22 protein-coding genes are annotated in these 25,263 nt (G+C 40.6%); 11 read left to right on the top strand and 11 right to left on the bottom strand.

What is annotated here, in order from left to right; genetic code table 11:
• Positions 1 to 532 precede the first annotated feature (532 nt).
• Positions 533 to 1,078 (top strand): NADH peroxidase, encoded by a 546-nt coding sequence (locus tag I6758_RS05055; protein ID WP_196604116.1) that lies wholly within the window; start codon positions 533 to 535, stop codon positions 1,076 to 1,078.
• 91 nt (positions 1,079 to 1,169) lie between these two features.
• Here I6758_RS05055 and I6758_RS05050 read toward each other — a convergent pair whose 3' ends face one another.
• The 3 genes from I6758_RS05050 to I6758_RS05040 all read right to left on the bottom strand — a co-directional run bounded on the left by I6758_RS05050 (position 1,170) and on the right by I6758_RS05040 (position 5,700).
• On the bottom strand, positions 1,170 to 1,988 hold the full coding sequence (locus tag I6758_RS05050; protein ID WP_196604115.1) for an undecaprenyl-diphosphate phosphatase: 819 nt from the start codon (positions 1,986 to 1,988) through the stop codon (positions 1,170 to 1,172).
• A 215-nt stretch (positions 1,989 to 2,203) separates the two neighbouring features.
• Positions 2,204 to 3,955 carry an ABC transporter ATP-binding protein gene (locus I6758_RS05045; protein ID WP_231038520.1) on the bottom strand — a complete coding sequence of 584 codons (1,752 nt, stop codon included), beginning with the start codon at positions 3,953 to 3,955 and terminating at the stop codon, positions 2,204 to 2,206.
• Positions 3,952 to 5,700 (bottom strand): ABC transporter ATP-binding protein, encoded by a 1,749-nt coding sequence (locus I6758_RS05040; protein WP_231038519.1) that lies wholly within the window; start codon positions 5,698 to 5,700, stop codon positions 3,952 to 3,954. The genes I6758_RS05045 and I6758_RS05040 overlap by 4 nt, the downstream gene beginning before the upstream one ends.
• Positions 5,701 to 5,824: 124 nt before the next feature.
• Here I6758_RS05040 and I6758_RS05035 point away from each other — a divergent pair, with 124 nt between their 5' ends.
• Both I6758_RS05035 and I6758_RS05030 read left to right on the top strand, forming a co-directional pair.
• Entirely contained in the window at positions 5,825 to 6,691 is an 867-nt protein-coding gene (locus I6758_RS05035; protein WP_196604114.1) for a LysR family transcriptional regulator, read from the top strand.
• A gap of 206 nt (positions 6,692 to 6,897) precedes the next feature.
• Positions 6,898 to 7,620, top strand: a complete 723-nt coding sequence (locus tag I6758_RS05030; RefSeq protein ID WP_196604113.1) for a flagellar brake protein — start codon at positions 6,898 to 6,900, stop codon at positions 7,618 to 7,620.
• A gap of 26 nt (positions 7,621 to 7,646) precedes the next feature.
• On the opposite strand, the gene I6758_RS05025 is transcribed toward I6758_RS05030, so the two are convergent.
• On the bottom strand, positions 7,647 to 8,402 hold the full coding sequence (locus I6758_RS05025; RefSeq protein WP_196604112.1) for a DeoR/GlpR family DNA-binding transcription regulator: 756 nt from the start codon (positions 8,400 to 8,402) through the stop codon (positions 7,647 to 7,649).
• A 364-nt stretch (positions 8,403 to 8,766) separates the two neighbouring features.
• On the opposite strand from I6758_RS05025, the gene rhaB reads away from it, so the two are divergent.
• The 7 genes from rhaB to I6758_RS04990 all read left to right on the top strand — a co-directional run bounded on the left by rhaB (position 8,767) and on the right by I6758_RS04990 (position 16,513).
• Positions 8,767 to 10,191, top strand: coding sequence for a rhamnulokinase (gene rhaB / locus I6758_RS05020; protein WP_196604111.1), 1,425 nt, complete (start codon positions 8,767 to 8,769; stop codon positions 10,189 to 10,191).
• Positions 10,192 to 10,292: 101 nt separating this feature from the next.
• Complete coding sequence (locus I6758_RS05015; RefSeq protein ID WP_196604110.1) at positions 10,293 to 11,528, top strand: L-rhamnose isomerase; 1,236 nt, start codon at positions 10,293 to 10,295, stop codon at positions 11,526 to 11,528.
• A 140-nt stretch (positions 11,529 to 11,668) separates the two neighbouring features.
• Positions 11,669 to 12,487, top strand: coding sequence for a rhamnulose-1-phosphate aldolase (rhaD, locus tag I6758_RS05010; RefSeq protein WP_196604109.1), 819 nt, complete (start codon positions 11,669 to 11,671; stop codon positions 12,485 to 12,487).
• A 157-nt stretch (positions 12,488 to 12,644) separates the two neighbouring features.
• On the top strand, positions 12,645 to 13,928 hold the full coding sequence (locus tag I6758_RS05005) for an MFS transporter (protein WP_196604108.1): 1,284 nt from the start codon (positions 12,645 to 12,647) through the stop codon (positions 13,926 to 13,928).
• Between the two features lie 55 nt (positions 13,929 to 13,983).
• Positions 13,984 to 14,301 carry an L-rhamnose mutarotase gene (locus I6758_RS05000; protein ID WP_196604107.1) on the top strand — a complete coding sequence of 106 codons (318 nt, stop codon included), beginning with the start codon at positions 13,984 to 13,986 and terminating at the stop codon, positions 14,299 to 14,301.
• A gap of 135 nt (positions 14,302 to 14,436) precedes the next feature.
• Positions 14,437 to 15,306 carry an aldose 1-epimerase family protein gene (locus I6758_RS04995; RefSeq protein ID WP_196604106.1) on the top strand — a complete coding sequence of 290 codons (870 nt, stop codon included), beginning with the start codon at positions 14,437 to 14,439 and terminating at the stop codon, positions 15,304 to 15,306.
• A 34-nt stretch (positions 15,307 to 15,340) separates the two neighbouring features.
• Positions 15,341 to 16,513, top strand: coding sequence for a pyridoxal phosphate-dependent aminotransferase (locus I6758_RS04990; protein ID WP_196604105.1), 1,173 nt, complete (start codon positions 15,341 to 15,343; stop codon positions 16,511 to 16,513).
• 111 nt (positions 16,514 to 16,624) lie between these two features.
• Here the strand turns inward: I6758_RS04990 and I6758_RS15135 are convergent, their stop codons facing one another.
• The 7 genes from I6758_RS15135 to I6758_RS04955 form a co-directional block, all read right to left on the bottom strand.
• Positions 16,625 to 17,578, bottom strand: coding sequence for an AEC family transporter (locus I6758_RS15135; RefSeq protein WP_196604104.1), 954 nt, complete (start codon positions 17,576 to 17,578; stop codon positions 16,625 to 16,627).
• Between the two features lie 89 nt (positions 17,579 to 17,667).
• Entirely contained in the window at positions 17,668 to 18,858 is a 1,191-nt protein-coding gene (locus I6758_RS04980; RefSeq protein ID WP_196604103.1) for a D-alanyl-D-alanine carboxypeptidase family protein, read from the bottom strand.
• Positions 18,859 to 18,888: 30 nt separating this feature from the next.
• Entirely contained in the window at positions 18,889 to 19,944 is a 1,056-nt protein-coding gene (locus I6758_RS04975) for an IS30 family transposase (protein WP_196603708.1), read from the bottom strand.
• 158 nt (positions 19,945 to 20,102) lie between these two features.
• Complete coding sequence (locus I6758_RS04970) at positions 20,103 to 20,540, bottom strand: PaaI family thioesterase (protein ID WP_196604102.1); 438 nt, start codon at positions 20,538 to 20,540, stop codon at positions 20,103 to 20,105.
• A gap of 196 nt (positions 20,541 to 20,736) precedes the next feature.
• On the bottom strand, positions 20,737 to 22,101 hold the full coding sequence (locus I6758_RS04965; protein WP_196604101.1) for an NAD(P)-dependent oxidoreductase: 1,365 nt from the start codon (positions 22,099 to 22,101) through the stop codon (positions 20,737 to 20,739).
• A 127-nt stretch (positions 22,102 to 22,228) separates the two neighbouring features.
• Positions 22,229 to 23,815: a sensor histidine kinase gene (locus I6758_RS04960; RefSeq protein ID WP_196604100.1), complete on the bottom strand. Its 1,587-nt coding sequence runs from the start codon at positions 23,813 to 23,815 to the stop codon at positions 22,229 to 22,231.
• The gene (locus tag I6758_RS04955) at positions 23,790 to 24,482 is read right to left on the bottom strand and encodes a response regulator transcription factor (protein WP_196604099.1); all 693 of its coding nucleotides are present in this window, start codon (positions 24,480 to 24,482) and stop codon (positions 23,790 to 23,792) included. Before I6758_RS04955 ends, I6758_RS04960 begins: the two co-directional genes overlap by 26 nt.
• Positions 24,483 to 24,905: 423 nt before the next feature.
• Here I6758_RS04955 and I6758_RS04950 point away from each other — a divergent pair, with 423 nt between their 5' ends.
• A complete protein-coding gene (locus I6758_RS04950; RefSeq protein WP_196604098.1) occupies positions 24,906 to 25,175 on the top strand; it encodes a hypothetical protein in 270 nt (89 codons plus the stop codon).
• Positions 25,176 to 25,263 lie beyond the last annotated feature (88 nt).

Below are 25,263 nucleotides of genomic sequence, written 5' to 3'. Positions count from 1 at the left end.
ACGTATCATTTTATGTAAATACATTTTGTTGATAAGTGGATAAAAATGTGTATAATTAAAGAAAATTTTTTTATTGTAAAAACCGGGCCATAAATATTATGTATATATAAAAATCCAATAATAAAGCCTGTTATCATATATAGTTGTATCAAAAAAGATTAATGCTTGAAATATTAGTTATCCACAGGGATAAAAAATATATTGTGGATAACTATTTGCAGAAGCCTTTTTAATAATATAGTTAAAAACTTGTTAAAACTTATACACAAAGTTATAAACATCCTGTGGATAAGTTTTAAAAGAATAACAGGAAAGTGATTATTATTTAATATAAAAAATTAAAAAAAAGTAAATATTTAGATAGAAAGCATAAGATTGAGAAATAAAGAGTATATGCAATGAAAATACTATAAAATACGCATATACAGGTGTTTAAAAATAAATGAATTATGATTATAATATGATACATAAAGATAAATACAGCTGATAAACAAGCTGGATAGTACTACATATAAAATTGGAGGAAATTATTATGAAGAAATGGGTTTGCAGTGTTTGCGGATATGTATTCGAAGGAGAAAAAGCACCGGAACAATGTCCTATATGTAAGGCACCTGCTTCAAAATTCATCGAACAGTCCGGAGAACTGATCTTTGCTGATGAACATCGTGTGGGTATAGCAAAGGGCGTAGATGAACGTATCATAGAAGGACTTCGTCAAAATTTTAACGGTGAATGCTCTGAAGTGGGAATGTATCTGGCTATGAGCAGGGTAGCTGAACGAGAAGGTTATCCTGAAATTTCGGAAGCTTATAAGCGCTATGCCTTTGAAGAAGCCGAACATGCATCCAAATTTGCCGAATTGCTGGGTGAAGTGATAACAGACAGTACTAAAAAGAACCTTGAACTTCGTGTTGCTGCTGAACATGGCGCATGCCAGGGAAAACTAGATCTTGCTAAATTGGCTAAAGAATTGAATCTCGATGCCATTCACGATACTGTGCATGAAATGGCAAAAGATGAAGCCCGCCATGGCTGCGGCTTTAATGGTCTGCTCAAGCGTTATTTCGGCAAATAATTTCTTAACGAATTCTCCGCTATTTGTAATAGTTCCTATAAATATGAAATGAAAAAACTGTATGTCCATCAGAGGGCATACAGTTTTTTCATTATATAAGTTTGCTTATTAAAATTATACCGCCGAGCAGCCAGCAGTAAACGGCGAAAGGAAACATTGCTGTATATTCATTTTTATGGAACCATCGGGTCATCAGCCACACACATAGGAAGGCCGCCAGGGCCGAAATGATGCCGCCTATGATAGCTGTATGGAATGTACCTGTGATACTGTTATTCAAGAGATGAGGAACTTCCAGAATGCCGGCACCAAGGATAACGGGTGCTGCAAGCAGCATGGAAAAGCGCAGTGCCTCATCGTGGCGCAGCCCGGCAGCAAAACCGCCTGTTATCGTTGTACCGGAACGGGAAAAACCCGGAATAAAGGCCAGACACTGAAAGAGCCCTATCATAAAGGCTTCTCTGTAAGAAAGGTCGTTCAATGTCTTTGTACCTCGCTGCCTGAATCTTTCGCCTCCATAAAGGAAAAAACCATTTATCATCAGAAAAATGGCTGCAGTGGTTACATTGCTAAACATAAAGCGCAGGTTTTTTTCGAATAAAAAGCCGATGATCACAGCAGGCAGAGTGCCAATAATTATTAAATAAAGCAGATGATTGTCGGTAAATCTGCCGCGGCACAATTTGCTGATAATATCTTTCCACTCATTATTGAAAAAAATAAAAAGAGAGAGAGCCGTACCTAAGTGGAGCATGACCATAAATGGAAGAAAATTTTCTTTTAAGAATACAGGATCTAAATTCCAACCGAATACATATGGAGTGAGGACACTATGAGCAAGGCTGCTTATCGGAAAAAGCTCGGTGATCCCCTGCACGAGAGATAAAATTAATGTTTGTATAAAATCCAAGGCAATACTCCCTTTATATTTATTTTATCCGATAACTAACCCGCTCTAATGCTCCCGCTTCTGCAAGCGGTGAGTAAAGAGCGGCTAACTCCATGGATAATTTCGACTACTATTCAGGCGGCGTCAAAACACCGTCTGAATTAAGTCTCCATTTACCCCCATTATATATTCTTCCTATGAAATTTGTATGAAAGAGGATAATAATTTCATGGCAGTCATATAGAAAGATTTTCCTGCGAGAATTGACTGTTATATAGTTTTGAATAATAGCCGTCTTTATTTAAAAGCTCTTCATGTGTGCCGCATTCCACAACATGTCCCTGATCCATTACTATTATTTCGTCTGCTTCGCGAATAGTTGACAGGCGATGAGCAATGACGAAACTCGTGCGTCCATTCATCATTTTAAGGAAAGCCTTTTGGATACGCAGCTCGGTACGTGTATCAATATTGCTTGTTGCCTCGTCCAAAATAAGTATGGGTGGATCTACCAGCATGACTCTGGCAATAGTCAGAAGCTGTTTTTGACCCTGTGAAAGATTGCCGCCGGCATCTGTTATGATAGTTTCATATCCCTGAGGAAGCCTGCGTATGAAACTGTGGGCGTCAGAAGCTGTAGCAGCCGCTATTATTTGTTCATCTGTTGCATCTGGCATGCCATAGGCTATATTTTCACGTATAGTACCGGCAAACAGCCAAGTATCCTGCAGTACCATACCAAAATTACGGCGTAATTCACTGCGGGAAAAAGAGGTTATATCTCTGCCGTCAATTAATATACGACCTTCGTTCAATTCGTAAAAACGCATTAAAAGGTTGACAAGAGTCGTTTTTCCGGCACCGGTGTGACCGGCTATGGCTATTTTTTTCCCGGGGGTTACTTCAAGGTTAAAGTCCTGTATCAGCGGGCGCTTTTGGTCATAGGCAAAGCTTACATGTTCAAAAATTATATGCCCTTTGAAGTTGACAGGTGAGGATGATTCCGGTCTGTCAGCTTCGGCAGGAAGATCCAGAAGGTAAAAAATTCGTTTAGCTGAAGCTGCCGCACTTTGCAGTTGGGTAAAGACTGCAGTTATATCGTTGAACGGTTTTGCAAAAAGACTGGAATAAATGAGAAAACTGGCTATGTCACCTACGGTTATTTGTCCCAGTATGGTAAGAACACTGCCGCTGACACCGATTATGGCATAGGTAATATTGTTGACAAGTCGTGTGGAGGGGTTTGTGAGAGAGCCGAAAAACTGTGCCCGTACTCCTTTTTTATATAGTTCCTGGTTTAGAGAACGAAATTTATCGAAGGATCTGTCTTCGCAAGTGAATGCTTTAATTACGTTTTGACCGGAAATGCTTTCTTCAGCATAGCCGTTTAAAAGACCAAGATAACGGGCTTGAGCCTTAAAAAGGCTTTGTGTTTTTCTGGTTATGAAGCGGGCCATAAAATATGTCCCTATAGCAGAGATGATAACAACCACTGTCATTTGGAAACTTATATACAGCATAAAACCGATGGCACCGAAAATGGTGACGATACCTGTCAGAAGATTTGCCATGCCTTGGACCATGCCGTCAGAAATTGTATCGACGTCATTGATGAAGCGGCTTACAATGTCACCGTGTGAATTGTGATCGTAAAAGCTGATGGGTAATTTATTGATTTTGTCGAATACTTGATGACGCAGATTATTTGCGGTCCGGTATGATATTTCATTTGTGCAATAGGTCAGAATCCAGCTGAAAAGGCTGTTTAAAATGTAAATTACAGATAATAATTTTAAGATGACAAGCACTGAGTCGAAATTTACCATTCCAGGACCGAGCATAACATCCACGCTGCGTCCTATATAGAAAGGACCGAGTAAACTGGCTATGACACTTATGAGAGCCGATGACAAAGATGCGGCAAAATAACCAGGATAGCAGGTAAGATAGCCGATGCAGCGCTGGGATAAAGTTTTTTTCATTTTCATGCGTATGCCTCCTCTGATGAAAGCTGTGACAGGCAGATCTCACGGTATACTTCGCAGCCATTCATCAATTCAGGATGAGTGCCGCAGCCAACTAAAAGACCATCATCAAAAACGAGAATTTTGTCAGCATGCTTTATGGAGCTGGCCCGCTGGGAAACAATTATAACCGTGCTTTGTGTATAGTTTTTGTTGATGGCAGTGCGTACGGCAGCATCAGTAGCAAAATCGAGGGCACTGGTCGAATCGTCCATGATAAGTATTTCAGGATTTCCGACCAAAGCGCGTGCTATAGTCAGCCTTTGTTTTTGACCGCCGGAAAAATTTAGTCCGCCGCGTTCTACTAATGTTTTGTATCCTGCCGGCAGTTCATCAATAAATTCCGAGGCTTGTGCTATTTGAGAAGCCTTTTTGAGCTCTGACAGAGAGGCATTATCCTTGGCCCATCGCAGATTTTCTTCGATAGTACCGGTAAATAGTAAAGATTTTTGTGGAACTATGCCGAATTTTTTTCTAAGCAGAGGAAGCTTCCAGTCACGTACATCAACACCATCTACAAGCACCTGTCCTTCTGTCGCGTCATAAAATCGCGGCAGCAGATTTATAAAGGTTGATTTACCGGAGCCGGTACTGCCGATGACACCGATAGTTTCGCCATGGAGAATATCAATATTCAGATGTGACAGAGCCATATCACCTGTACGGCTGTATTTAAAAGACACATCATGCAGGCTTAGAAGTGGAGCGCTGCTGTTTTTGATCATATGTGGTGCATCAGCAGGTGATTCGGGCAGGGATGAGACAGTATCAAGCACTTGAGTGACACGGGCGGCAGAGGCGAATGCTTTGGTAAAGATTACGACCAGATTGGATATAACGATAAGCGCCAGCAGGATCTGCGTCACATAATTGGCGAAGGCGATTATCTGACCTTTGGCAAGTGTTCCTTCATTGATATGGCTGCTTCCAACCCAAAGGATCATAATTATCACGGCGTTCATAATAAAGGTAGTAAGTGGATTTAAAAGGGCAGAAACATGACCTATTTTCAAGGCATTATTCATAAGATCGTCATTTGTTTCAGAAAAACGTTTCTTTTCTTTTGTAATTTTGGCGAAGGCTCTTATTACTCTGACACCGGATAAATTTTCCCGCAGTACAGCAGCCGTTCTGTCAAGCTTTTTTTGATATGAACTGTAAAGAAAGGAAGAACGCTTAACAATGAAATATAAAATCAGGGCAAAGATCGGTGCCGCACCCCATAGTATGACAGAAAGCCGCAGATCAAGCATCATAGACATGACTATGGCACCGATGCAAATGAAGGGTGTGCGTATAACAAGCCTTATAAGCATGGCTACTGCAAGCTGGAGCTGGTTGATATCATTTGTTATTCTATTAATGAGTGAGGCGGTCCCCAGGGCATTAAGTTCTGAGTGGGACAATGTCTGCACATGCCGGAAAACCGCATCGCGTAAAGTGGTGCCAAAGCCCTGTGAAGCTCTTGCTGCAAAATACTGGCATACCATTGAACAGCAAAAACCGAGAATGGACATGAACAGCATCCAGCCGCCCATGCGGAGTACATAGTTCATATCATGTCTGGCTACGCCATTATTGATTATGAACACCATCATGGTGGGCAGGAGCAATTCTAAAATGGCCTCAAATAATTTAAATATCGGGCCTATGAAGCATTCCTTTCTATAGTTTTTCAGGAAAAAAGCCAGTTTAAGCAAAATGATCATACCCTTCTGCAATTTTTTAATTGTAATTAATAATGTTTATTAGTATGATTATAATATAAAAAAATACATATTAAAAATATTTAAAATATAGTATGACATATAAAAAAAGTATGGGAGAAAATATATGGATATACGGCAGCTAAAATATTTTATTACTATAGCAGAAGAAGGGCAGATAACAGCCGCTGCAAAAAAGCTTTGGATGGCACAGCCGCCGTTAAGCCACCAAATGAAATTACTGGAAGATGAATTAGGTGTGGTCCTTTTTGAGCGGGGACCGAGACAGATCCAATTGACAGACGCGGGGAAGATATTGTTCAATCGTGCCAGACAGATAATAGAATTGTCTGATTCAACGATAAAGGAAATAGAGGATTTCAAAAGAGGTTTCAAGGGAACGCTGAATATAGGGACAGTATCTTCTTCAGGGAATATTTTATTGAACGAAGGAATAGCAAAATTTCATAAGGAATACAGCGGGGTGAGGTTTGAAATACACGAAAGCAATACATATACGCTTATTGATTTGCTCACCAGAGGTCTTATTGAAGTCGGAATAGTCAGAACACCCTTTAAAAATGCCCTCTTTCACTGCCGCTATGCAGAAGAAGAGCCTATGGCAGCTGTTATGGATAAAAAGTATGATTGGCAAAGCGGTACAAATATCAAACTGGAAGAATTGAAGGGGAGACCGCTGATAATTTACAGACGTTTTGACAGACTTATAGAAGATGTTTGTGCATTTCATGGTTTTTCACCCGAAGTTTTTTGCCGCACAGATGATGCGCGCACTTCAATACTTTGGGCAAATGCCGGACATGGTATTGCTGTGGTACCGGCTTCTGCTGTGACATTGGCTTCCCATGAGAATCTGCGTGTGAAAATAATTGAAGAGAAAAGGCTGCGTACACAGATAACGGCCATTTGGATGAAGGGTCGTTACTTATCGCTGCTGGCTGAAAAGTTTATAAACCATTTTACGGCCATATAAGGAGGATATTTCAGGCATGAAAGAGAAAAATAAACATACTCAGCCAATCTGTGCTGAGATTTTTATGACATATTGCAATTATAGTTTCGCAGCCTGATGCAATACAGATCTTCTGCTGGCTGATTTTTTGTTATTTGTCTGATATTTAAGGAAAAGTATTGATACCGGCAATACATAAAGTAATTTTGTGGATGTGAGAGAGTAATATGGGAAATAAAATCAGTGATATATTGGAAAATACGCTTGGCGTTGAAGTCGCTTATGCCGATGACAGAGAAATTTCTTATTTGGCAGATATAAAGCTTGTAATGAAAAGCGAAATAGATTTTATGATAACAAAAACATGTACTTCTGAAGAATGTGATGTACAAAAAATACCGTTTAAAAAAGACGATGATGTATTGGTTATATTGAAGACAAAAGAATGTTGTTACAGCTACCAGGGAAAATGCACATATATAAAAGTCGGACGCTTTTTTACATTGAGCGTAAATTATCCCGTATCAGTATTCCGTGAACAAAAACGCGAGTTTGTCCGTATCTCCATCAATAAAGATATATTGCTTTTTGTTGTTGCTCAAAATAAACAACAAATGGGTACAGGGCGGCTGTTGAAAAATGATTTTTCGATAAATACACGCCGTGTAAAAAGTTTTGATATAAGCGGCGGCGGTATAGCTTTTTATGATACGGAGGCAATTGCCCCAAAAACAAATGTACTTATTGACCTTGCCTTTATAGCGCCTGATTTGGACGGCTGTCGTCAGACTGCGCAGGTACTGCGCTGTAATAAGGTAAAGGAAAATGACGGACTTTATCTTATTGGTGCTCAGTTTGTGGACCCTTCCTTTATAGTGCAGCAAAAGATAAATAGATTTGTATTTGCACAAATACGGGAGCAGGCGAAAAAGAAGAAAGAGCTCAGATGATTTGGCAGGTATTTTGTTCATCTGTTTTAATAAATGAGTTTTATATTATGCTTTTTGAGGAATGATGCCCACTTGGCAGAAGGCTGTTTATCTGTTATAACATAATTTATTTGTTTGAAATCAAGTGTTTTGGCAAATCCGTTATTATCAAATTTGGAATGGTCGGCAAGCAGGATAATCGTCCTGGCTTGTTCGGCCATTTTCTTTTTTATTATGCTTTCTGCTTCGTTGGATTCGGTGATCCCCTGCTGCATAGACATTCCTTTGCAGCCGATAAGGGCAATATCAACACAATAATTGTTGAGGGTATTGACAGCATCACTGCCGGTCAGCGAATAAGAGTGATTGCGCAGTATACCTCCGCTGGCAATGACTTTTGCACTGTTATGGATCAGTGTGTAAACGATTTTTATGGAGTTTGTTATCCAAGTCAGTGATTTTTCATTTTTTAATAATTGAACAACTTCCAGACATGTTGTGCTGGCATCGACCATTATGGAATCTTCCTTATTTATGAGCGAGCAGGCTTTCTGTGCTATTTGTTGTTTTTCTTCCAGGTTTAAGGTGATTCTTTTGGAAAAAGAGATATCATCATAAGTGTGTTCTTTTAAAACTGCTCCGCCATAGCTGCGCCGCAGAAAATCTTGTTTTTCAAGTTTTTCCAAATCACGGCGTATGGTTTCTTCGGTGACTTTGAATAAAGCGGCAAGTTCATTTACGTATACCTTTCGTTCCTGCTGCATCTTATTGATGATTTTTTGTCTGCGTTCTATTCCAAGCATTCTAATACCTCGTTTATGCATTTTTGTGAAGTGCTGTTCAAATAATTATTATACAGCAGTGTAATATTGCGGACAATCGCATATTTTTATATCTGAGCTGTGGCGGTGAAAAATATGCAGATTATTGCAGTTGTACAAAAACAACATAAAAAAATATTTAAAACGTATAAACAGACATAAACAAATAAAAAAAGTTGACAAAAAATATTCCGAATGTTAATATAACACTAACAAAGAAAAACAGACAATAAAACAGCTTATTATTATTGTTTAATCTGTTGTTCGCAATTATCAAAAAAATAAATATATAAATTTTCTGATAAAACAGAAAAAATGCTAATATGTGGAAAGGATACAGAAACGGGTGAAAAATTATTATCTGGCAATTGATATAGGAGCTTCCAGCGGACGCCATATTCTGGGATGGATGGAAAACGGCAAGATGCGTATAGAAGAAATATACCGTTTTGAAAATCATCTTGATAATAAAAACGGAGAACTCTGCTGGGATATGGAACGACTTTTCAAGGAAGTAGTGACCGGTATTGGCAAGTGCAGTGAGCTTAATCGCATTCCTAAAAGCATCGGCATAGATACATGGGGGGTTGACTTTGTTCTTTTAGACGGAGCAGGTGAGATGCTGGGTGAAGCAGTAGGCTACCGCGACGATCGTACAAAGGGAATGGATAAAAAAGTATATGAAATAATAAATGAAAAAGATCTATATAGTCGTAACGGCATCCAAAAAATGCTTCTCAATACTATTTATCACTTATATTCACTTAAGCTTAATAAGCCTGAACTTTTGGAAAAGGCCGAACATTTTCTTATGATACCGGAATATTTAAATTACAGGCTTACCGGTGTAATGAAAAATGAGTATACAAATGCAACAACTACTCAGCTTGTAAATGCTGAAAATAGGGATTGGGACTGGGAGCTTCTGGATATGCTTGGACTGCCGCGAAAAGTTTTCGGCAGACTTTATATGCCGAAAGATTCTGTGGGACTGCTGAAGGAAGAAATCGAAAGGCAGGTAGGCTTCACCAGCGAAGTGGTTTTACCGGCAACGCATGACACCGGCTCAGCTGTCATGGCTGTTCCGACCAATGATGATGATGCTATTTATATCAGCTCAGGTACATGGTCATTGATGGGAATAGAGCGTCTTATTCCTGACTGTACAGAAAAAAGCCGCATTCATAATTTTACTAATGAAGGCGGATATCATTATCGGTATCGTTACTTAAAAAATATCATGGGTTTATGGATGATGCAGTCGATAAGAAAAGAATTTTCCCATAAATATACCTTTGATGAACTCTTCACTTTGGCGTATATAGGCCGCTATTTCAGTTCTGTGGTGGATGTGACCGATATATGTTTTCTTGCTCCGAACAGCATGAGGCAGGCTGTGCAAGAACACTGCCGCGGAACGAATCAGCCGGAACCGCAGACTGAGTGCGAACTGCTGTTTTGTGTCTACAACAGTCTGGCGAAATGTTATGGTGATGTTGTAAAAGAGATTGAAGCAGTGACAGGAAATGATTATAAAAACATATATGTTGTCGGCGGCGGTTGTCAGGACAGATTTCTAAACAGACTTACGGCCTTTCACACTCAGAAAAATATTTATGCAGGGCCGGTGGAAGCCACGGCAATCGGTAATATAACAGCGCAGATGCTGAAAACAAAAGAATTTGATGATCTGGTCCAGGCTCGCGGAACAATAACAAAATCATTTGCCGTAAAAAAAGTGAATGACGATGAATTTTGCTTTGAAGACTGAGTTTATATGAACTATCAGCAGATAAAGTCAGTCATAAATATAAGATAAATTGTGCAATGATTTTTTAAATTATTGATTATTAAAACAGGAGAGTGTAAAAAATGGCAAGTATTGATGAAGCAAAGGAAGTTTATGGTCAAATTGGGGTGGATGTGGACAAGGCTATAGAAAGGCTGAAAAAGGTCCGTGTTTCCATGCATTGCTGGCAGGGTGACGATGTGCTTGGATTTGATTCCACAGAATTAACAGGGGGCATATCAGCAACGGGAAACTATCCGGGAAAAGCCACAAATCCAGATCAGCTGATGGCGGATATGAAAAAAGCTTTGTCGCTTATTCCGGGCAATCATAAAATAAATCTGCATGCATCTTATGCTATTACCGATGAAAAAATTGATCGTGATAAATTGGAACCAAAACATTTTAAGGCATGGGTTGATTTCGCCAAAGAAAATAATCTTGGTTTGGATTTTAATCCGACGTTATTTTCCCATCCGAAGGCATCCGATAATCTGACATTGTCCAATCCAGATAAAAATATTCGCGATTTTTGGATTGATCATTGCAAAGCCAGCCGTAAAATAGCGGAATATTTTGGCAAAGAACTTTCTATGACATCGTTGAATAATATTTGGATACCGGATGGTTATAAGGATGTTCCGGCTGACAGAATCGGACCGCGCAGACGTTTGAAAGAAGCTCTTGATGAGATATTCAGTGAAAACTATGATGAAAAATATTTGGCTGACAGTATCGAAGGGAAAGTGTTTGGCATAGGGGTGGAATCCTATACTGTGGGATCGCATGAATTTTATATGAATTATGCGGCAAAAAATAATAAGATGTGTTTGCTGGATACTGGACATTATCATCCCACGGAAATGGTTTCCGATAAAATACCGACAATGCTTTTGTTCAACAAAAATCTGGCACTGCATGTAAGCCGTCCTGTTCGCTGGGACAGCGATCATGTGATTTTATTTGATGATGAATTAAAGGAAATTGCCAAGGAACTGGTTCGCTGTGACGCATTGGGCAGAGTATTTATCGGTCTTGATTTCTTTGATGCAAGCATCAATCGTATTTCGGCATGGGTAGTGGGAATGCGCAATATGGAAAAGGCACTGCTTTATGCATTGCTCACACCACATGAAGCATTGAAAAAAATGCAGGATGAAGCAAACTTTACTGAACTCATGGCTTCAATGGAAGAACTGAAAACATATCCGTTCGGTGCGGTATGGGATTATTACTGTCAGGTACAAAATGTGCCGCAGAAGAAAGAATGGTACAAGGAAATACAGAGCTATGAACATGATGTTCTGGCAAAACGTTAAAAAATATCGTGTTTTTGTCTAATGACAGCTGCATGAGGCTGTCAGGATAGAAAAATTGCCGATATATGTTCTGGTGAATCGGTGAATTAATGTTACTGCCGGTTGATTTTATAAAATTAGACTTGAATGAGGGAGAACAAATGGCGATTAAAGATGCGGAATTTATACAAGGATATATCAGACTGACCGATGATGCTTTCAGGAAAGGCTGGCATGAAAGAAACGGCGGTAATTTCAGCTATCGTATCAAAGATGAAGAAGTAAAAGAGATAATGCCGGATTTAAAACCGGCCGCAGATTGGCAGCCTATAGGCACTACTGTGCCCAATATCGCGGGTGAATATTTTTTGGTCACCGGCAGCGGCAAATATATGAGGAATGTAATTTTATGTCCGGAAGATAATATAGCCGTTATAAAAATAGACGATAAAGGTGAAAGGTACAGTGTGCTCTGGGGATATGCGCATGGCGGCAGACCAACGAGTGAACTGCCTACTCATCTTATGAATCACGGCATAAAAAAAGATGCTACCAATGGATTGAACAGAGTAATTTATCATGCGCATCCTGTCAATGCAATAGCGCTTACTTTTATACTTCCGCTTGACGCAGAGGCATTTTCTCATGAATTGTGGGAAATGATGACAGAAGTTCCTGTGATTTTTCCTGAGGGAATAGGTGTGATACCATGGATGGTCCCGGGTGGAAAAGCTATCGCTGATGTCACAGGAGAGCTTATGAAAAAGTATAATGCCGTCATTTGGGCACATCATGGCGTGTTCTGTGCAGGACAGGATTTTGATGAAGCTTTCGGGTTTATGGATACAATAGAAAAAGCCGCTGAAATATCTGTAAAAGTTCATTCTATGGGCGGTAAAAAACAGACTATCGGCGATCAGGATTTTCGCGATCTGGCTAAAGCATTCAATATAAAACTAAATGAAGAATTTTTGCACTGACTGATAGAGGAGAAAAGATTGGATAAGGATTATTATATATTCTTGTCCAATCTGATTTACAGCTATTATATATTACATGTTTTCATGAAGTGTATGTATTCACAATATTTGATAAATATTGTGAATACGCATTATACAAAAGAAATGAGGAATTATAATGGATCATAATGAACCATCACCTTGGAAAAAAACGATCCTTGCAGCTATGACCAGTTATATTGATGCAGGTTCCATCGTGGCAGGGGCGGCAGGATTGAGCCTGTGGCAGTCATATCTTGGTATGGACGGATATCAGATGGGCGCATTGGCGGCATTGTCTTCGAATGCCGGGTCTGCAGCTGTGGGAGCACTTATAGGCGGGCGCATATGTGATAAATACGGCAGAAAATTTGTTTATACGTATGATTTGTTAATTTACATTGTGGGAATGCTTTTAATTGTGTTTGGTGTAAATTATGCGATGCTTTTGACCGGGTATATCATCGTCGGGCTGGGTGTCGGAGCTGATATCGTTGCTTCATGGACGCTTATTGCAGAGGAAGCGCCGGCTGAAAACAGAGCTAAGCATTGCGGTTCGGCTCAGTTTGCATGGGCTTTGGGGCCGGCAGTCGTACTATTGATTTCGGCATGGATAAATCAATTCGGTATAATAGGCAATCGTATTGTTTTTGCTCATTTGATCATTGTTGCCGCATGGGTATGGTATCAGCGTCTGAAAATGCCGGAATCGAAAGACTGGCGCGCGGCAAAAGAAGCTGAAGAAAAACTTCTTGCTGAAGGCAAGGTAGAAAAAGTATCATACTCAACTATTTTATCGGGGATTAATTTAAAAACAGTTTTGTTCCTCTGCGGTGTTTATTCCGTATGGAATCTCTGTGCCAGCACCTGGGGCTTCTTCATGCCTTATATCTATGAACATGTGGGAAATCTGTCAAACAGTATGTCTCAGCTTATGTCAGTTGGGTCATTCGTCATTTCCTTCGTAGGTACTTATTTTATATTTATGCGGCTGGGTGATAAAGTGAGCCGTCGGCTTTTATATACAATAATCGGCGGTATTTACGTTATCGGCTGGGGTGTATGGGTATTGCCGCCGGAAATGCTCAGCATGTGGATGCTGGTGATGTTTACAGTTTTTGCCGGTGTCAATAATGGTTCCGGTCAGCAGGCTTTCTATCAGCTGTGGTGTTCGGAACTTTTCCCTACAAAATATCGCGCTACGGCACAGGGACTGACGTTCTTTATCACGCGTATTGCCGCGGCTGTCTGGGGCTTCAGCGTACCTATAATCATGGATTCATTAGGCTTTAGATATGCCGCTATGCTGATGGTTGCGTTTGCTCTTATCAGCTGGATAATAGGAACATTGGGAGCACCTAATACGAGCGGAAAGACATTGAAACAAATAGAAATCGAACGTTATGGACATGAAGTAAAATAAGACAGACGGCTTGCTTAAAATAAATAATGATGGAGAATATTAAGGAGGCATAAAGTTGGAACGTTTTGCGTGGAAGGCTGTCATTAAAGACGGAATGATCGGAGAATATAAAAAACGCCATGATAATATCTGGCCGGAAATGAAAAAGGTATTGAAAGATGCCGGCATAAAAAATTATACTATATGGAATACAGGCAATGAAGTGTTTGGCTATTTTGAATGTGAAAAAAGCATTGCCTATGCTGAAAAGTATCAGGCTGAAAGCGCCGTTGTCGACAAGTGGAATGAATATATGAAGGATGTTATGACAATGGAGATGGACAAGGAAACAGGCGCCCAGCCGAAAATGAAGCAGGTATTCTTTTTGGAATGAATAGCAGACCTATTCAATAGGCTGAATATGATTAAAAAGACTGAAAAAGCTGCCCGGTATATTACTGGACAGCTTTTTTGCAGTGCACAGGGATGCAGTATGGTATAATAAAAAAAAGAATTGGAGGATTGCATAATGCTTTATGAATTACATAATAATTTTGTTCAAATCAAAGTAAAAAGTCTGGGTGCAGAGTTGAGCTCTTTGGTTTCAAGGCAGACAGGCAGAGAATATATTTGGAATGCGGATCCTGCTTATTGGAAAAGAAGCTCACCCATATTATTCCCTTTTGTGGGACGGTTGAACTGCCAGCGTTATATTCATAAGGGTGAATCTTATGAAATGGGGCAGCATGGCTTTGCAAGGGATTTAGAATTTGAAGTATCAGAAAAAGATGAGACAAGCATATCCTTTATGCTGACAGATAATACACAAATATATAAAGAATATCCGTTTCATTTTAAATTGATTCAAAAATATTCTTTGGATGGTCATAAAGTAACAGTCAGCTGGAAAGTAATAAACACTGATAAAAAAATAATGTATTTTTCAATAGGCGCTCATCCGGCATTTGTCTGCCCAAGTATGCCTGGAGAGAAATTGTGCCGCCTTCAATTTGATACGCAGGGATCATTGTTTTATAAAAAACTCAATAAAGACTCGCTTGCAGAGCATCAGGTGCATGAACTTCCTCTGGAAAAAAATGTATGGAGTTTTGAGAAAGATGTTTTTGATCAGGATGCGTATATTTTTGAAAATTATCAAATAGAAAAAGCTGCATTTCTCGACGAACAGGGAAAGCCGTATTTGTCAATGAAGTGCCATGCACCTGTAATGGGAATTTGGTCACCGCCGCATAAAGACGCACCGTTTGTTTGCCTTGAACCGTGGTTTGGCCGATGTGATTCTGTGGATTTTACGGGAGAGCTTAAGGATAGGGAATTTGGCAACAGTCTGGCCGGAGGCGCAGACTTTTCCACCCAATATGAAATAGAGATCCGATAAATATATAAGTCCTATAGGTAAAGGAGATAATAGTATGCCGTCGTTATCAAAAAGAACGCAGAATTTTACGGATTCGGTTATCAGGCGCATGACCAGAATTTCACTGAAATATGATGCAATAAATCTTTCGCAGGGATTTCCTGATTTTGATCCGCCTCATAAATTGATGGATTCTTTGGCAGACACAGCACATAAGGGGCCGCATCAATATGCCGTGACATGGGGGGCACAGAATTTTCGTGAAGCTCTGGCGAAGAAGCAGGAACATTTCATGGGGCGAAAAATTGACGCAAATAAGGAAATAGTGGTGACCTGCGGAAGTACTGAAGCAATGATGGCTGCTATGATCAGTGTGGCCGATCCGGGTGACAAGGTAGTAGTTTTTTCACCGTTTTATGAGAATTATGCCGCAGATGCCATCTTGAGCAGTGCGGAACCGATCTATGTTTCTCTTCATGCGCCAGATTTTCATTTTTCAATCGGAGAACTTGAAGCTGCCTTTCAGCAGAGACCAAAAGCTTTGATCTTGTGCAATCCTTCCAATCCCACAGGCAAGGTGTTTGGTTATGATGAGTTGAAGATAATTGCGGATATGGCTGTTAAATATGATGTGTTTGTGATCACGGATGAAGTATATGAGCATATTGTATATAAACCGTATAAGCATATTTATATGTCTTCTTTACCCGGAATGTACGAACGGACGATTTCCTGCAGTTCGTTATCAAAAACTTACTCGATAACAGGCTGGCGGCTGGGCTATATTATTGCTCCGCCGGAGATCATAGAAAGGGCGAAGAAGGTACATGATTTCCTGACTGTCGGTGCGGCAGCTCCTCTGCAGCAGGCCGCGGTGGCAGGTTTGGAAATGGATGACGTTTATTATGCTGACCTTCTTGCCTTATACAGCAGAAAACGGGATATATTTTTAAATGGTTTGGAAGCGCTTAATATAAGATATACAAAACCGCAGGGAGCTTATTATGTTATGGTGGATATAAGTGAATTTGGCTATGCGGATGATTTGGAATTCTGTGAAGTACTGGCGCGGGATGTGGGTGTTGGTGCTGTGCCGGGCTCATCTTTTTTCCATGATGACATAAATGATTTTATCCGTTTTCATTTTGCCAAAAGTGAAAAAGTGCTTACAGGGGCATTGGAACGTTTGGGGACGATGCGGAAGAAAATAAAAAAAAGAAGCCGATAAGATTTTTACATAAAAATGAAAGCCCAGACAAATATCAATAATTTGTCTGGGCTTTCATGATATGATCGTTTATCAAAATAAAATCATAAATATCCTTTTTGACCAATATTTTTATATGTAACTGAGCAATACCATGTAAACGGGAATTGTTATTATGGAAAGTATCGTGGTTATGGATACTATCACAGTGGCATATTCCACATCGGTTTTATAAAGGCTGGATAAAACTACAGTCTGGATCATTGCCGGCAGAGAAGACATTATGATAAAGTCTTTGAACATAAGGTCCGGTATGGAAAAGAATGAACCGACAATATAAGTTATAATTGGCGCCGCAATAAAACGACCGATAAGAACACCATTTAAATCGCGATTGAATTTGAGTTTGCTGAAATTCATAGAATAGAGTGTGGCGCCGATGAATATGAGTGCGACAGGTGTAGTCATATTGCCGAGATACTTGGCGGTGTCCAGGACGAACGGCGGTAGTTTGATATCAGCTAATATGAGAAGAACAGATATCAGAAAGCCGCAGATAGGTGCCGAAAAAATTTTTTTTAAGGTAGCCGCTGTCATATAATCTTTCCATGAAGCAGATTTATTTGCGTCCGATTGGATAGAAGCATTGCCTATTGTCCAAAAAAAAGTCGTATTGGCAAAGAAAAACAAAAGCGCATAAGGCAGGGCTTTTTCGCCAAACAGGGCAACAGTAACAGGGACACCGACAAAAATAGAGTTTGAGTTGGTGAAAGAGGCACTGAAGGTACCGCGATGACCATGCCTGATATTCAGGAATTTTATAAAAAGCAAACTCAAAAAATAGCATATTATCATAGAAAGAAAGGGCACGGCGGCACCGGAAATCAAATGTTCAAGCTGATCCTTACTGAAAGTGGCGGTCAGGTTATAAACAAAAAAAAGAGGCAATGATATATAGTTTACCAGTTTTGGCAGCAGAGCCCGGTTATTTTTGTCTATCCAGCCTTTGTAGGCCATATACCATCCTGAAAGTCCCATAAGAAGAAGGGTGATGACACCTTCTATTGCATGAAGGAAAACAGACACTAAAAAGCCTCCTTAAAATTCTGCCGATATCAGTTAATATTTATGACGGATTAGATAATGAATTTATGAAAGTGTGTCCGTCATTTCGATCAAGCTGTCGCAAACAAACTGGTAATACTGTCATACAGAGCATAGCATAATGATTCTAAATTAAAACCAGTGCCGCTGGATCTGTCAGCCGTCATAGGCACTTCACCGACTTTGTTATTGTTATAGAATATATCTACTGATCCGACTTTGTCACCGGTTTTGACGGGTGCCTCAAGATACTGGGGCAGGTTCACTTTGATAGAATAAGAAGTTCCGCTTTCACCGTCTATCAGAGGATATGATATGTCAGACTGCGGGACGACATTGATTTTTGCTGTTTTTCCATTATGCACGTGAATAGATTGCATGAGATCTGTTTTCTTATAGCCCGGCTGCATGCGGACATTTTTAAAACCGTAATCTAAAAGCTCCTGAGCTTCTGAAAATCGGTTTTGTCCGTCTTCTGTATGCATGACCACAGCAATAAGAGTGACGCCGTTACGTGTGGCTGATGCAGCCAGACAGCCGCCGGCATCATCGGTATAGCCTGTTTTTATACCATTCGCGTAAGGGTAATTCCATAGGAGATGATTGGTATTTTCAAATACCATTTTTTTATCGGGAGTCAGCCAATGAATCTCCTTTTCTTTGGCTGAAACTATTTTGCGAAAATCTTCATTTTCGTAAGCATAAGCAGCTATTTTGGCCATATCGCGTGCGGTTGAATAATGATTGGGATCGGGCAGACCATTTGGATTGACAAAATGGGTATTCACAGCGCCCAGTGATTGGGCTTTTTTGTTCATAAGGTCGACAAAAGCAGAAGTGGTGCCGCCTATGGCATCAGCTATTGCCACAGCAGCATCATTGCCGGAAACAAGCATCATTCCCTGACGCAATTCATCCATATGCATAATATCGCCTTTTTCCAAATATAAGGAAGAGCCGTCAACATTGGTGGCTTCATCAGAAATATGTACAATATCATTGGGATTCGTCATTTCCAATGATAAAACAGCTGTCATCATTTTGGTCATACTGGCCGGATATTCATGTACATCAGCGTTTTTTTCAAAGATGACGCGCCCTGTTGATGCTTCGATCAGTATTGCAGATTTAGCGGTCAACCCATATTCGGGAGGAGCGCCGGAAGAAAATTGCTGCAGGCTGATATCCTGCGCAGATGCTGATGTCAGAGAGGATAAAGAGAATATGACCGCAAAAATCAAATACGTAAATTGCAATAGCAAATTGAACACTTTGGTAAAATGCCGATGATCTCAGGCAATATAAAGTTTATCGAGAAAAGCGTCGAACAATTCTTCCGGTGTCTGGTAGGCAAGTCGCTTGCGCGGACGGCTATTCAATTCATCGGCAAAATGTAATATATCTTCATAAGTATATTTCTCAATCGAAACGCCCTTTGGAATATATTGACGCAAGAAGCCGTTGTGCCGTTCATTTACTGGTCGCTCCCAAGAGGAGTAAGGATGTGCATAATAAACACTGGAACCCCAGGCTTCAATCTTGGAAAATTCCTCGAATTCAGAGCCATTATCGGTTGTAATGGTTTTGAAAACAGAACTGAAACGCTCACCATATTCAGCGTGTAGTTCTTTCATCGCAGCCATGACAGACTCACTGTTTTTACCAGGAATGCGAATAGCCAGGTAATTGTTTGTAACACGCTCAATCAGAGTTAAAACAGCAGCTTCTCTGCCTTTTTTTCTGCCAATCACCGTGTCAGCTTCCCAATGGCCGAATTCCGTGCGTAAATCTACGATGTCAGGACGTTCGTCAATGCTGCGACCTTTCAGACGTTTATGCTTTCGGGTTCCTTTTTTGTTTTGCTTTCGCTTTAGAATTTCAGGCAGCTCGAACAGCGATAGCGGCAAATTACCAGCAGCCATTTCGTTATATAGGGTCTTCGTGCATACCATTTCTTTATCAGCAAAGAGCTGGTGCAGGCGCGCATGACCGACGCAAGCGTCTAACGACCACTTTTTTGCCCTAACTTGCGCAACCACCCACTTAACAAAATCTGAGCAATGTGTGATATAATGCGGCCTTTTGCACTTCATTCGATTCATTTCATATACTGCAAGACCTCGTTTGGCGCTGTACTCCGGTGTACGTCCTCTATGGCTTTTGCGCAGCGGTGTACCGCGGCGCAATTCATACATGATAGTACTTGGCGAACAATTGATTTCTCGGGCGATTGCCCGCAGAGAGTATCCTTGCTTGTTTAGTTGCTGGATCGCTCCGCGTTCTTCCCGTCCCAAATGCTGACCACGTTTTCGTTCAGGGAATACTGTGATATAATTATGGCAGTCCATAGTGATTGTCTCCTCTTTGGTTAATGGTGCTGTGAGAACTCCATTTTACCATTTAAAGAAAAGTCACTGTGGACTTTTTGCTAACTGTTCATTTTCATTTTACAATCAACCCAAAAATCAAATACCGTAAAAATCGCACAAAAATACCCCTTTATTTTTCATTTCTGCAATTCACCTATAACAAACATCGTAGCGCGGCTTTTGCAGCATAAATTATCTTCTTCATCAAAAATAGAACATTCGGCAACAATTGTCTGTCTGCCGTTGTGAATAATTTGTGTTTTTGCCCTTATGATGCTGTCTTCGGGTACAGCTTTTAACGTATTTATATTGAAATCAAGAGTCACAACACGTTTATTTATACTCAGGCAGGCGGCGCCTATAGCCGTATCTGCCAGTGACATCATCACACCGCCGTGAGCTATGCGGTACACATTAGTGTGTCTGTGTTCGATGGCAAGACTTATGCATACACTGCCTTTGTCGATTTTTTCTATAGTGATCCCTAATTCCTTGGTAAAAGGGTTGTCTTCGTAAAAAGATTTGACGGCTTCTTCCAGTGTGCAATCATTTAAATGCAGATCAAATTTTGTCATTTTCCATTTCCTATAATAATATGATTTTTGATAAAAATATTTTAATATTATACACCATCATAAATCAAACCTCAATCAAAATCAAAAGCAACAAGAGTGAAAAATAAGGAAAAATCACTCTTGCCAATTGCAAATATTATATACTGTACTGTCGAAGCGGCAAGATATATGAACAGAGAAGTGTGGCCTGCAATACTCAGTCAGTCATTTTCAGGCCGCATTTTTCCATGAGTTTTTTTGCTTCCACATATTGAGCTATACCCTTGGCGACTGTTTTTGCGTCTTTCATGGCTTTTACGACTGTGGCAGGACCGTTTACTACGTCACCGCCGGAAAAAACTCCGCTGCGCATACTCATGCCATAAGGTATATCACGGGTTTTTACATAACCGGACTCATCTACTTCTATGCCTTTGGTGGAGCCGATGATGCGGCTGGCAGGACGCTGCCCGATAGCGATTATGACTTTATTGGCAGGAATAATGGAGGTCTTTTCTGTAGGGATGAGATCTTTTCCTTCGCCTGGGTCACTCATAATATGGCAGAGGACACCTGTGACAAAATATTCACCGATCAATTCAAGGGGGCGGCGCAGTGATGTAAAGTTCACACCTTCTTTTCGGGCTGATGCGACTTCGGAAGCAAGAGCGGCTATATGGCTTTCTCTGTCGCGGTTAAGTACGGTAACGGATGCGGCCTCTCTGCGGATGGCTGTGCGCGCCGCATCGATGGCTGTATTGCCGGCGCCGATGATGACCACATTATCGCCCGGATGGATGGGGACTTCCATGGCATCAACGCTTCCCTGGTTGGCAAGCTCGACCATTTGCAAAAAGTATGTTGCCTGCACGGCACCGGGAAGTTTGATGCCGGGAAGAGAAAGGGACTTTGCCAATGCATTGCCCGTGCCGATGAAGACAGCATCAAAACCCTGCTCAAATAAATTATCAAGAGTAAGGCTGGGACCGATCATGGTATTGAGATTAAACTGTACACCGAGATTAGCTATTTTTTTTACTTCACGGCGGACCACTTGTTTGGGCAAACGAAATTCCGGTATACCATACATCAAAACACCGCCTGCCTCCTGCTGGGCATCATATACTGTCACGGAAAACCCCATTTTTGCCAGATCACCGGCGACTGTCAGACCGGCGGGGCCTGACCCGATAACGGCTATCCGTCCGCTTCGCTTTTCTTTAATAACAGCAGGGATCAAAGCCAGGTCACCGTCCATATCGGCAATGAAACGTTCTATTTTACCTACTTTGATGCCTTTGCCCTGTTTATTTAATATACAGGAGCCTTCACATTGCTTTTCATGGGGGCAGACGCGTCCGCACACGGCAGGCAGATTGCTGTGTTTTGCTATGATGGTGCTGGCCGAACCAAGATTGCCGTGCGCCATTGCCTCTATGAAGTCCGGAATTTCATTTTCGATAGGGCACCCTGTCCGGCAGCGCGGCTTTGAGCAATGCAGACAGCGTTTAGCTTCTATTATAGCTTCGCGCAGAGTAAAGCCGGCAGGATCATATTCAATAAATCTTTCTAATTCTTCCAAAATTATCCTCCTTTATGAATTTTTTAATAAATATTATTTAATATTATATCATTTTTATATTATTGATAAAAATAAAGATAAACTAAGCAGCAATAAATACAGCTTATTGCTGCTTAGTTTTCTTTTTTTATAGAAATGACAGATTTTTAAAAATGAAACTGAATACAGAACCTTTGTCTAGTACACTGTCAACTTTAATCTCAACGCCGTGTCTCATCGCTATTTGCTTGGCAATGGCAAGGCCGAGTCCGGTACCTTTTTTGTTGCGTTCATTATCTACTTTATGGAAACGGTCAAAGATGTGAGGTAATACGTCAGGACTTATACCACAGCCATTATCTGTTATTTTGAGGATTGCCAGATCATCCTTAAGACAAAGCTGCAAACTGATTTCAGAATCTGGTTCAGAAAATTTGATAGCATTGTCAAGCACGACAATGAGCATTTGCCTCAGCCTGCCATAATCGCCGAACATTTCGGCAGGGGGAAGGCTGATATCAGTGATTATGCGTATTTGCTTTGCTGCGGCGAAGGGGCGCATGGCTCTTGCGGCATCGCTTATAAGATCATTCAAGATAAATTTTGACATTTCTATTTTAAAATCGGGATTTTGCAGTTTTGACAGTTCCAGCATGTCGTTGACAAGACGTTCCAGATAGATGGTTTCATTGAGCATTTGCTGGTGATATTCTTTCTGGCGTGTCTCATCATTTATCACTCCGCTCGTCAGAGCCTCGAGAGAAGCGCGAAGAACAGTGACCGGAGTTCTTAATTCGTGTGATACGTTGGCGGTGAAGATACGTCTGGCTTTGTCAAGGCGTCCGCTTTCCTTGGCAGCTTCATTGAGCTTTATGGCCATTTGATCGAAAGATGAGGCTAGGTCACCTATTTCGTCAGATTGATGGACATCAGTTTTGATGTTGTATTTACCGTCAGCGATAGCAAGAGCCATTTTCTTCATTTTCCGCAGAGGATCAGTGCAATAATAGGAAACAAGAAGTGAGGCAGGCAGAGCTATCATCATAGCAAAAAGAGAGCTGATAAGCAGAAGCCTTATGGCATATAGGATGGAATTATTCATTTCGTTTATGGGAGAATGCATCAAAACGGCACCGACATAACTGCCGTCTGCTCCTTTTATGGGTGCTGCGGCTGTAGTGGCAGGAGTACCGAGTACCCCGCTGAAACTGTCTGCTACTATAACATTTCCCTGCAGTGCCTCGTTTATTACTTCAATGCCGCCAGGCGGAAGCTCATTATACTGTACAGGGCGATGATGCCGATTATTGCTTATAAGAAATTGGCGGTCATTGTTTATTATCCATATGTCTGACATATCCATTCTGTTGAGCAGCTTTATATAATAGACAAGTGCCCTATAGTATGGAATTGCGGTGTCCGATATGGCACTTGGATGCATGCCCATACCCATATGGCCATGGACGGCGGGAGGCATACCGTTTCCCGGCGGTATTGGCGGCGGAGATTGCTGCTGCTGGTCATCATTTGTTGTATCATTTTGGAGAAAGAGACTGATGGTATTGGCGATGGTGCTTACCTTCTCCCGCAGATCGGTGCGTCGCAGTTCTATCGTTTGCTTATTAAAGAAAAAATAGAAAAAACCGTTTATTATCAGCATGAAAATAAAAAGAACAGCGGTAAAAAAGGCAAATAATTTATAGACTATTTTATTCTTCATTTTCGGCAGTTTCAAATTTATATCCCACCCCCCAGACAGTTTTTATCATCTTACCGTAGATACTTCCAGCGTTCAATTTGGCACGCAGCCGCTTGATATGCGAGTCGACGGTTCTTGTGTCGCCAAAATAATCATAGCCCCATATACTGTCAAGCAGATTGTCGCGGGAAAAGACTTTGCCGTAGTTGGAAGCGAGCAGCCATAAAAGTTCAATTTCCTTTTTGGTCAGGGATATATCCTTCCCGGTGACAGTGACCGTATAGCTGTCAAGATCAATTTGCAGATTATCATATTTGAGGATGTTTTTTTGTCCGGAGGCTGTATCCATACGGCGCAGCACAGCTCTGACTCTGGCCATGACCTCTGCCGGAGAAAACGGTTTTACTATATAATCATCGGCACCGATGTCAAGACCCATTATACGTTCAAAATCTTCACCCCGGGCGGTTATCATTATCACAGGAACATTGGAAGTCTGTCTTATCTCTCTGCATACAGCAAAACCATCTTTTTTGGGCATCATAATATCAAGCAGAATGATATCAAGCTTTTCCTTAGCAAATACAGCGGATGCAGCTTCACCGTCAGCCGCAAAAAAAACATTAAATCCTTCCTGTTTAGCATATTCACCGAGAACGACAGCTATTTGCTCGTTGTCTTCTGCAATAAGCATATTTTTCATAGGTAACCTCTTTCTTACACGTGAACCGCCTGTGTATGGATTCTGGAACACAGCACCTATTAGAAAGTGGATGCGGCCGGAGAATGACAGGTGTTCTTGCAGATTCATTTGAATTTCAGGTAAAAAACGATGTTAAAGTTTAAAGCATATTTATTTTACTGCAATAAATTACGATTGGATATGGTTATATTATTTGTAAATGATAATACCAGATAAATTTGTTTTTTCTATGGTAATTTATACAGAATTTAGAAAAACAGTGAAGCCGTAACAGCTATATATTTTGCCAAATGAAAAGGATTATCCTATTTTGTCATAAATTTGTCATACTTTATTGGTAATATTTAAATAATATAAATAAAAAATGTCATCATAAAACATTAATATATGCTTGTATATTGAAATTGGGAGGAAAGTATCGAAATGAAAGGTAAAAAATTGATCGTTGCCATCTGTGCGGCTCTTGCAATCGGCATGGCGTCTATTACGGCCTTTGCAGCAACGGCGAGAGAAACCGGCAATGCGGGAATTGTAGCCAAGCTGACAAATAGAAGCGTGGACAGTGTTTTAACGGAAAGCTATCAGCAAAATAAATCATTTGCCCAGATAGCAGATGAAGCGGGGAAACTGAGTGATTTTAAGAAAATAAAGACAGAAGATACCGCTGTTTTTACCCATCCGGATTTGCGCTGAATATTAATATATAATGATTCGCCGGTAAATAATGTTTTTGGGAAAAAAAGCTTCTTAAATACTTGACAATTTAACAGGGATAAAATAT

The organism is Pectinatus haikarae (genome assembly GCF_015732185.1).
GTDB lineage: Bacteria > Bacillota > Negativicutes > Selenomonadales > Selenomonadaceae > Pectinatus > Pectinatus haikarae.
The sequence above is the reverse complement of the archived record's forward strand: the minus strand, read 5'-3'. Positions and strand labels throughout refer to the sequence as shown.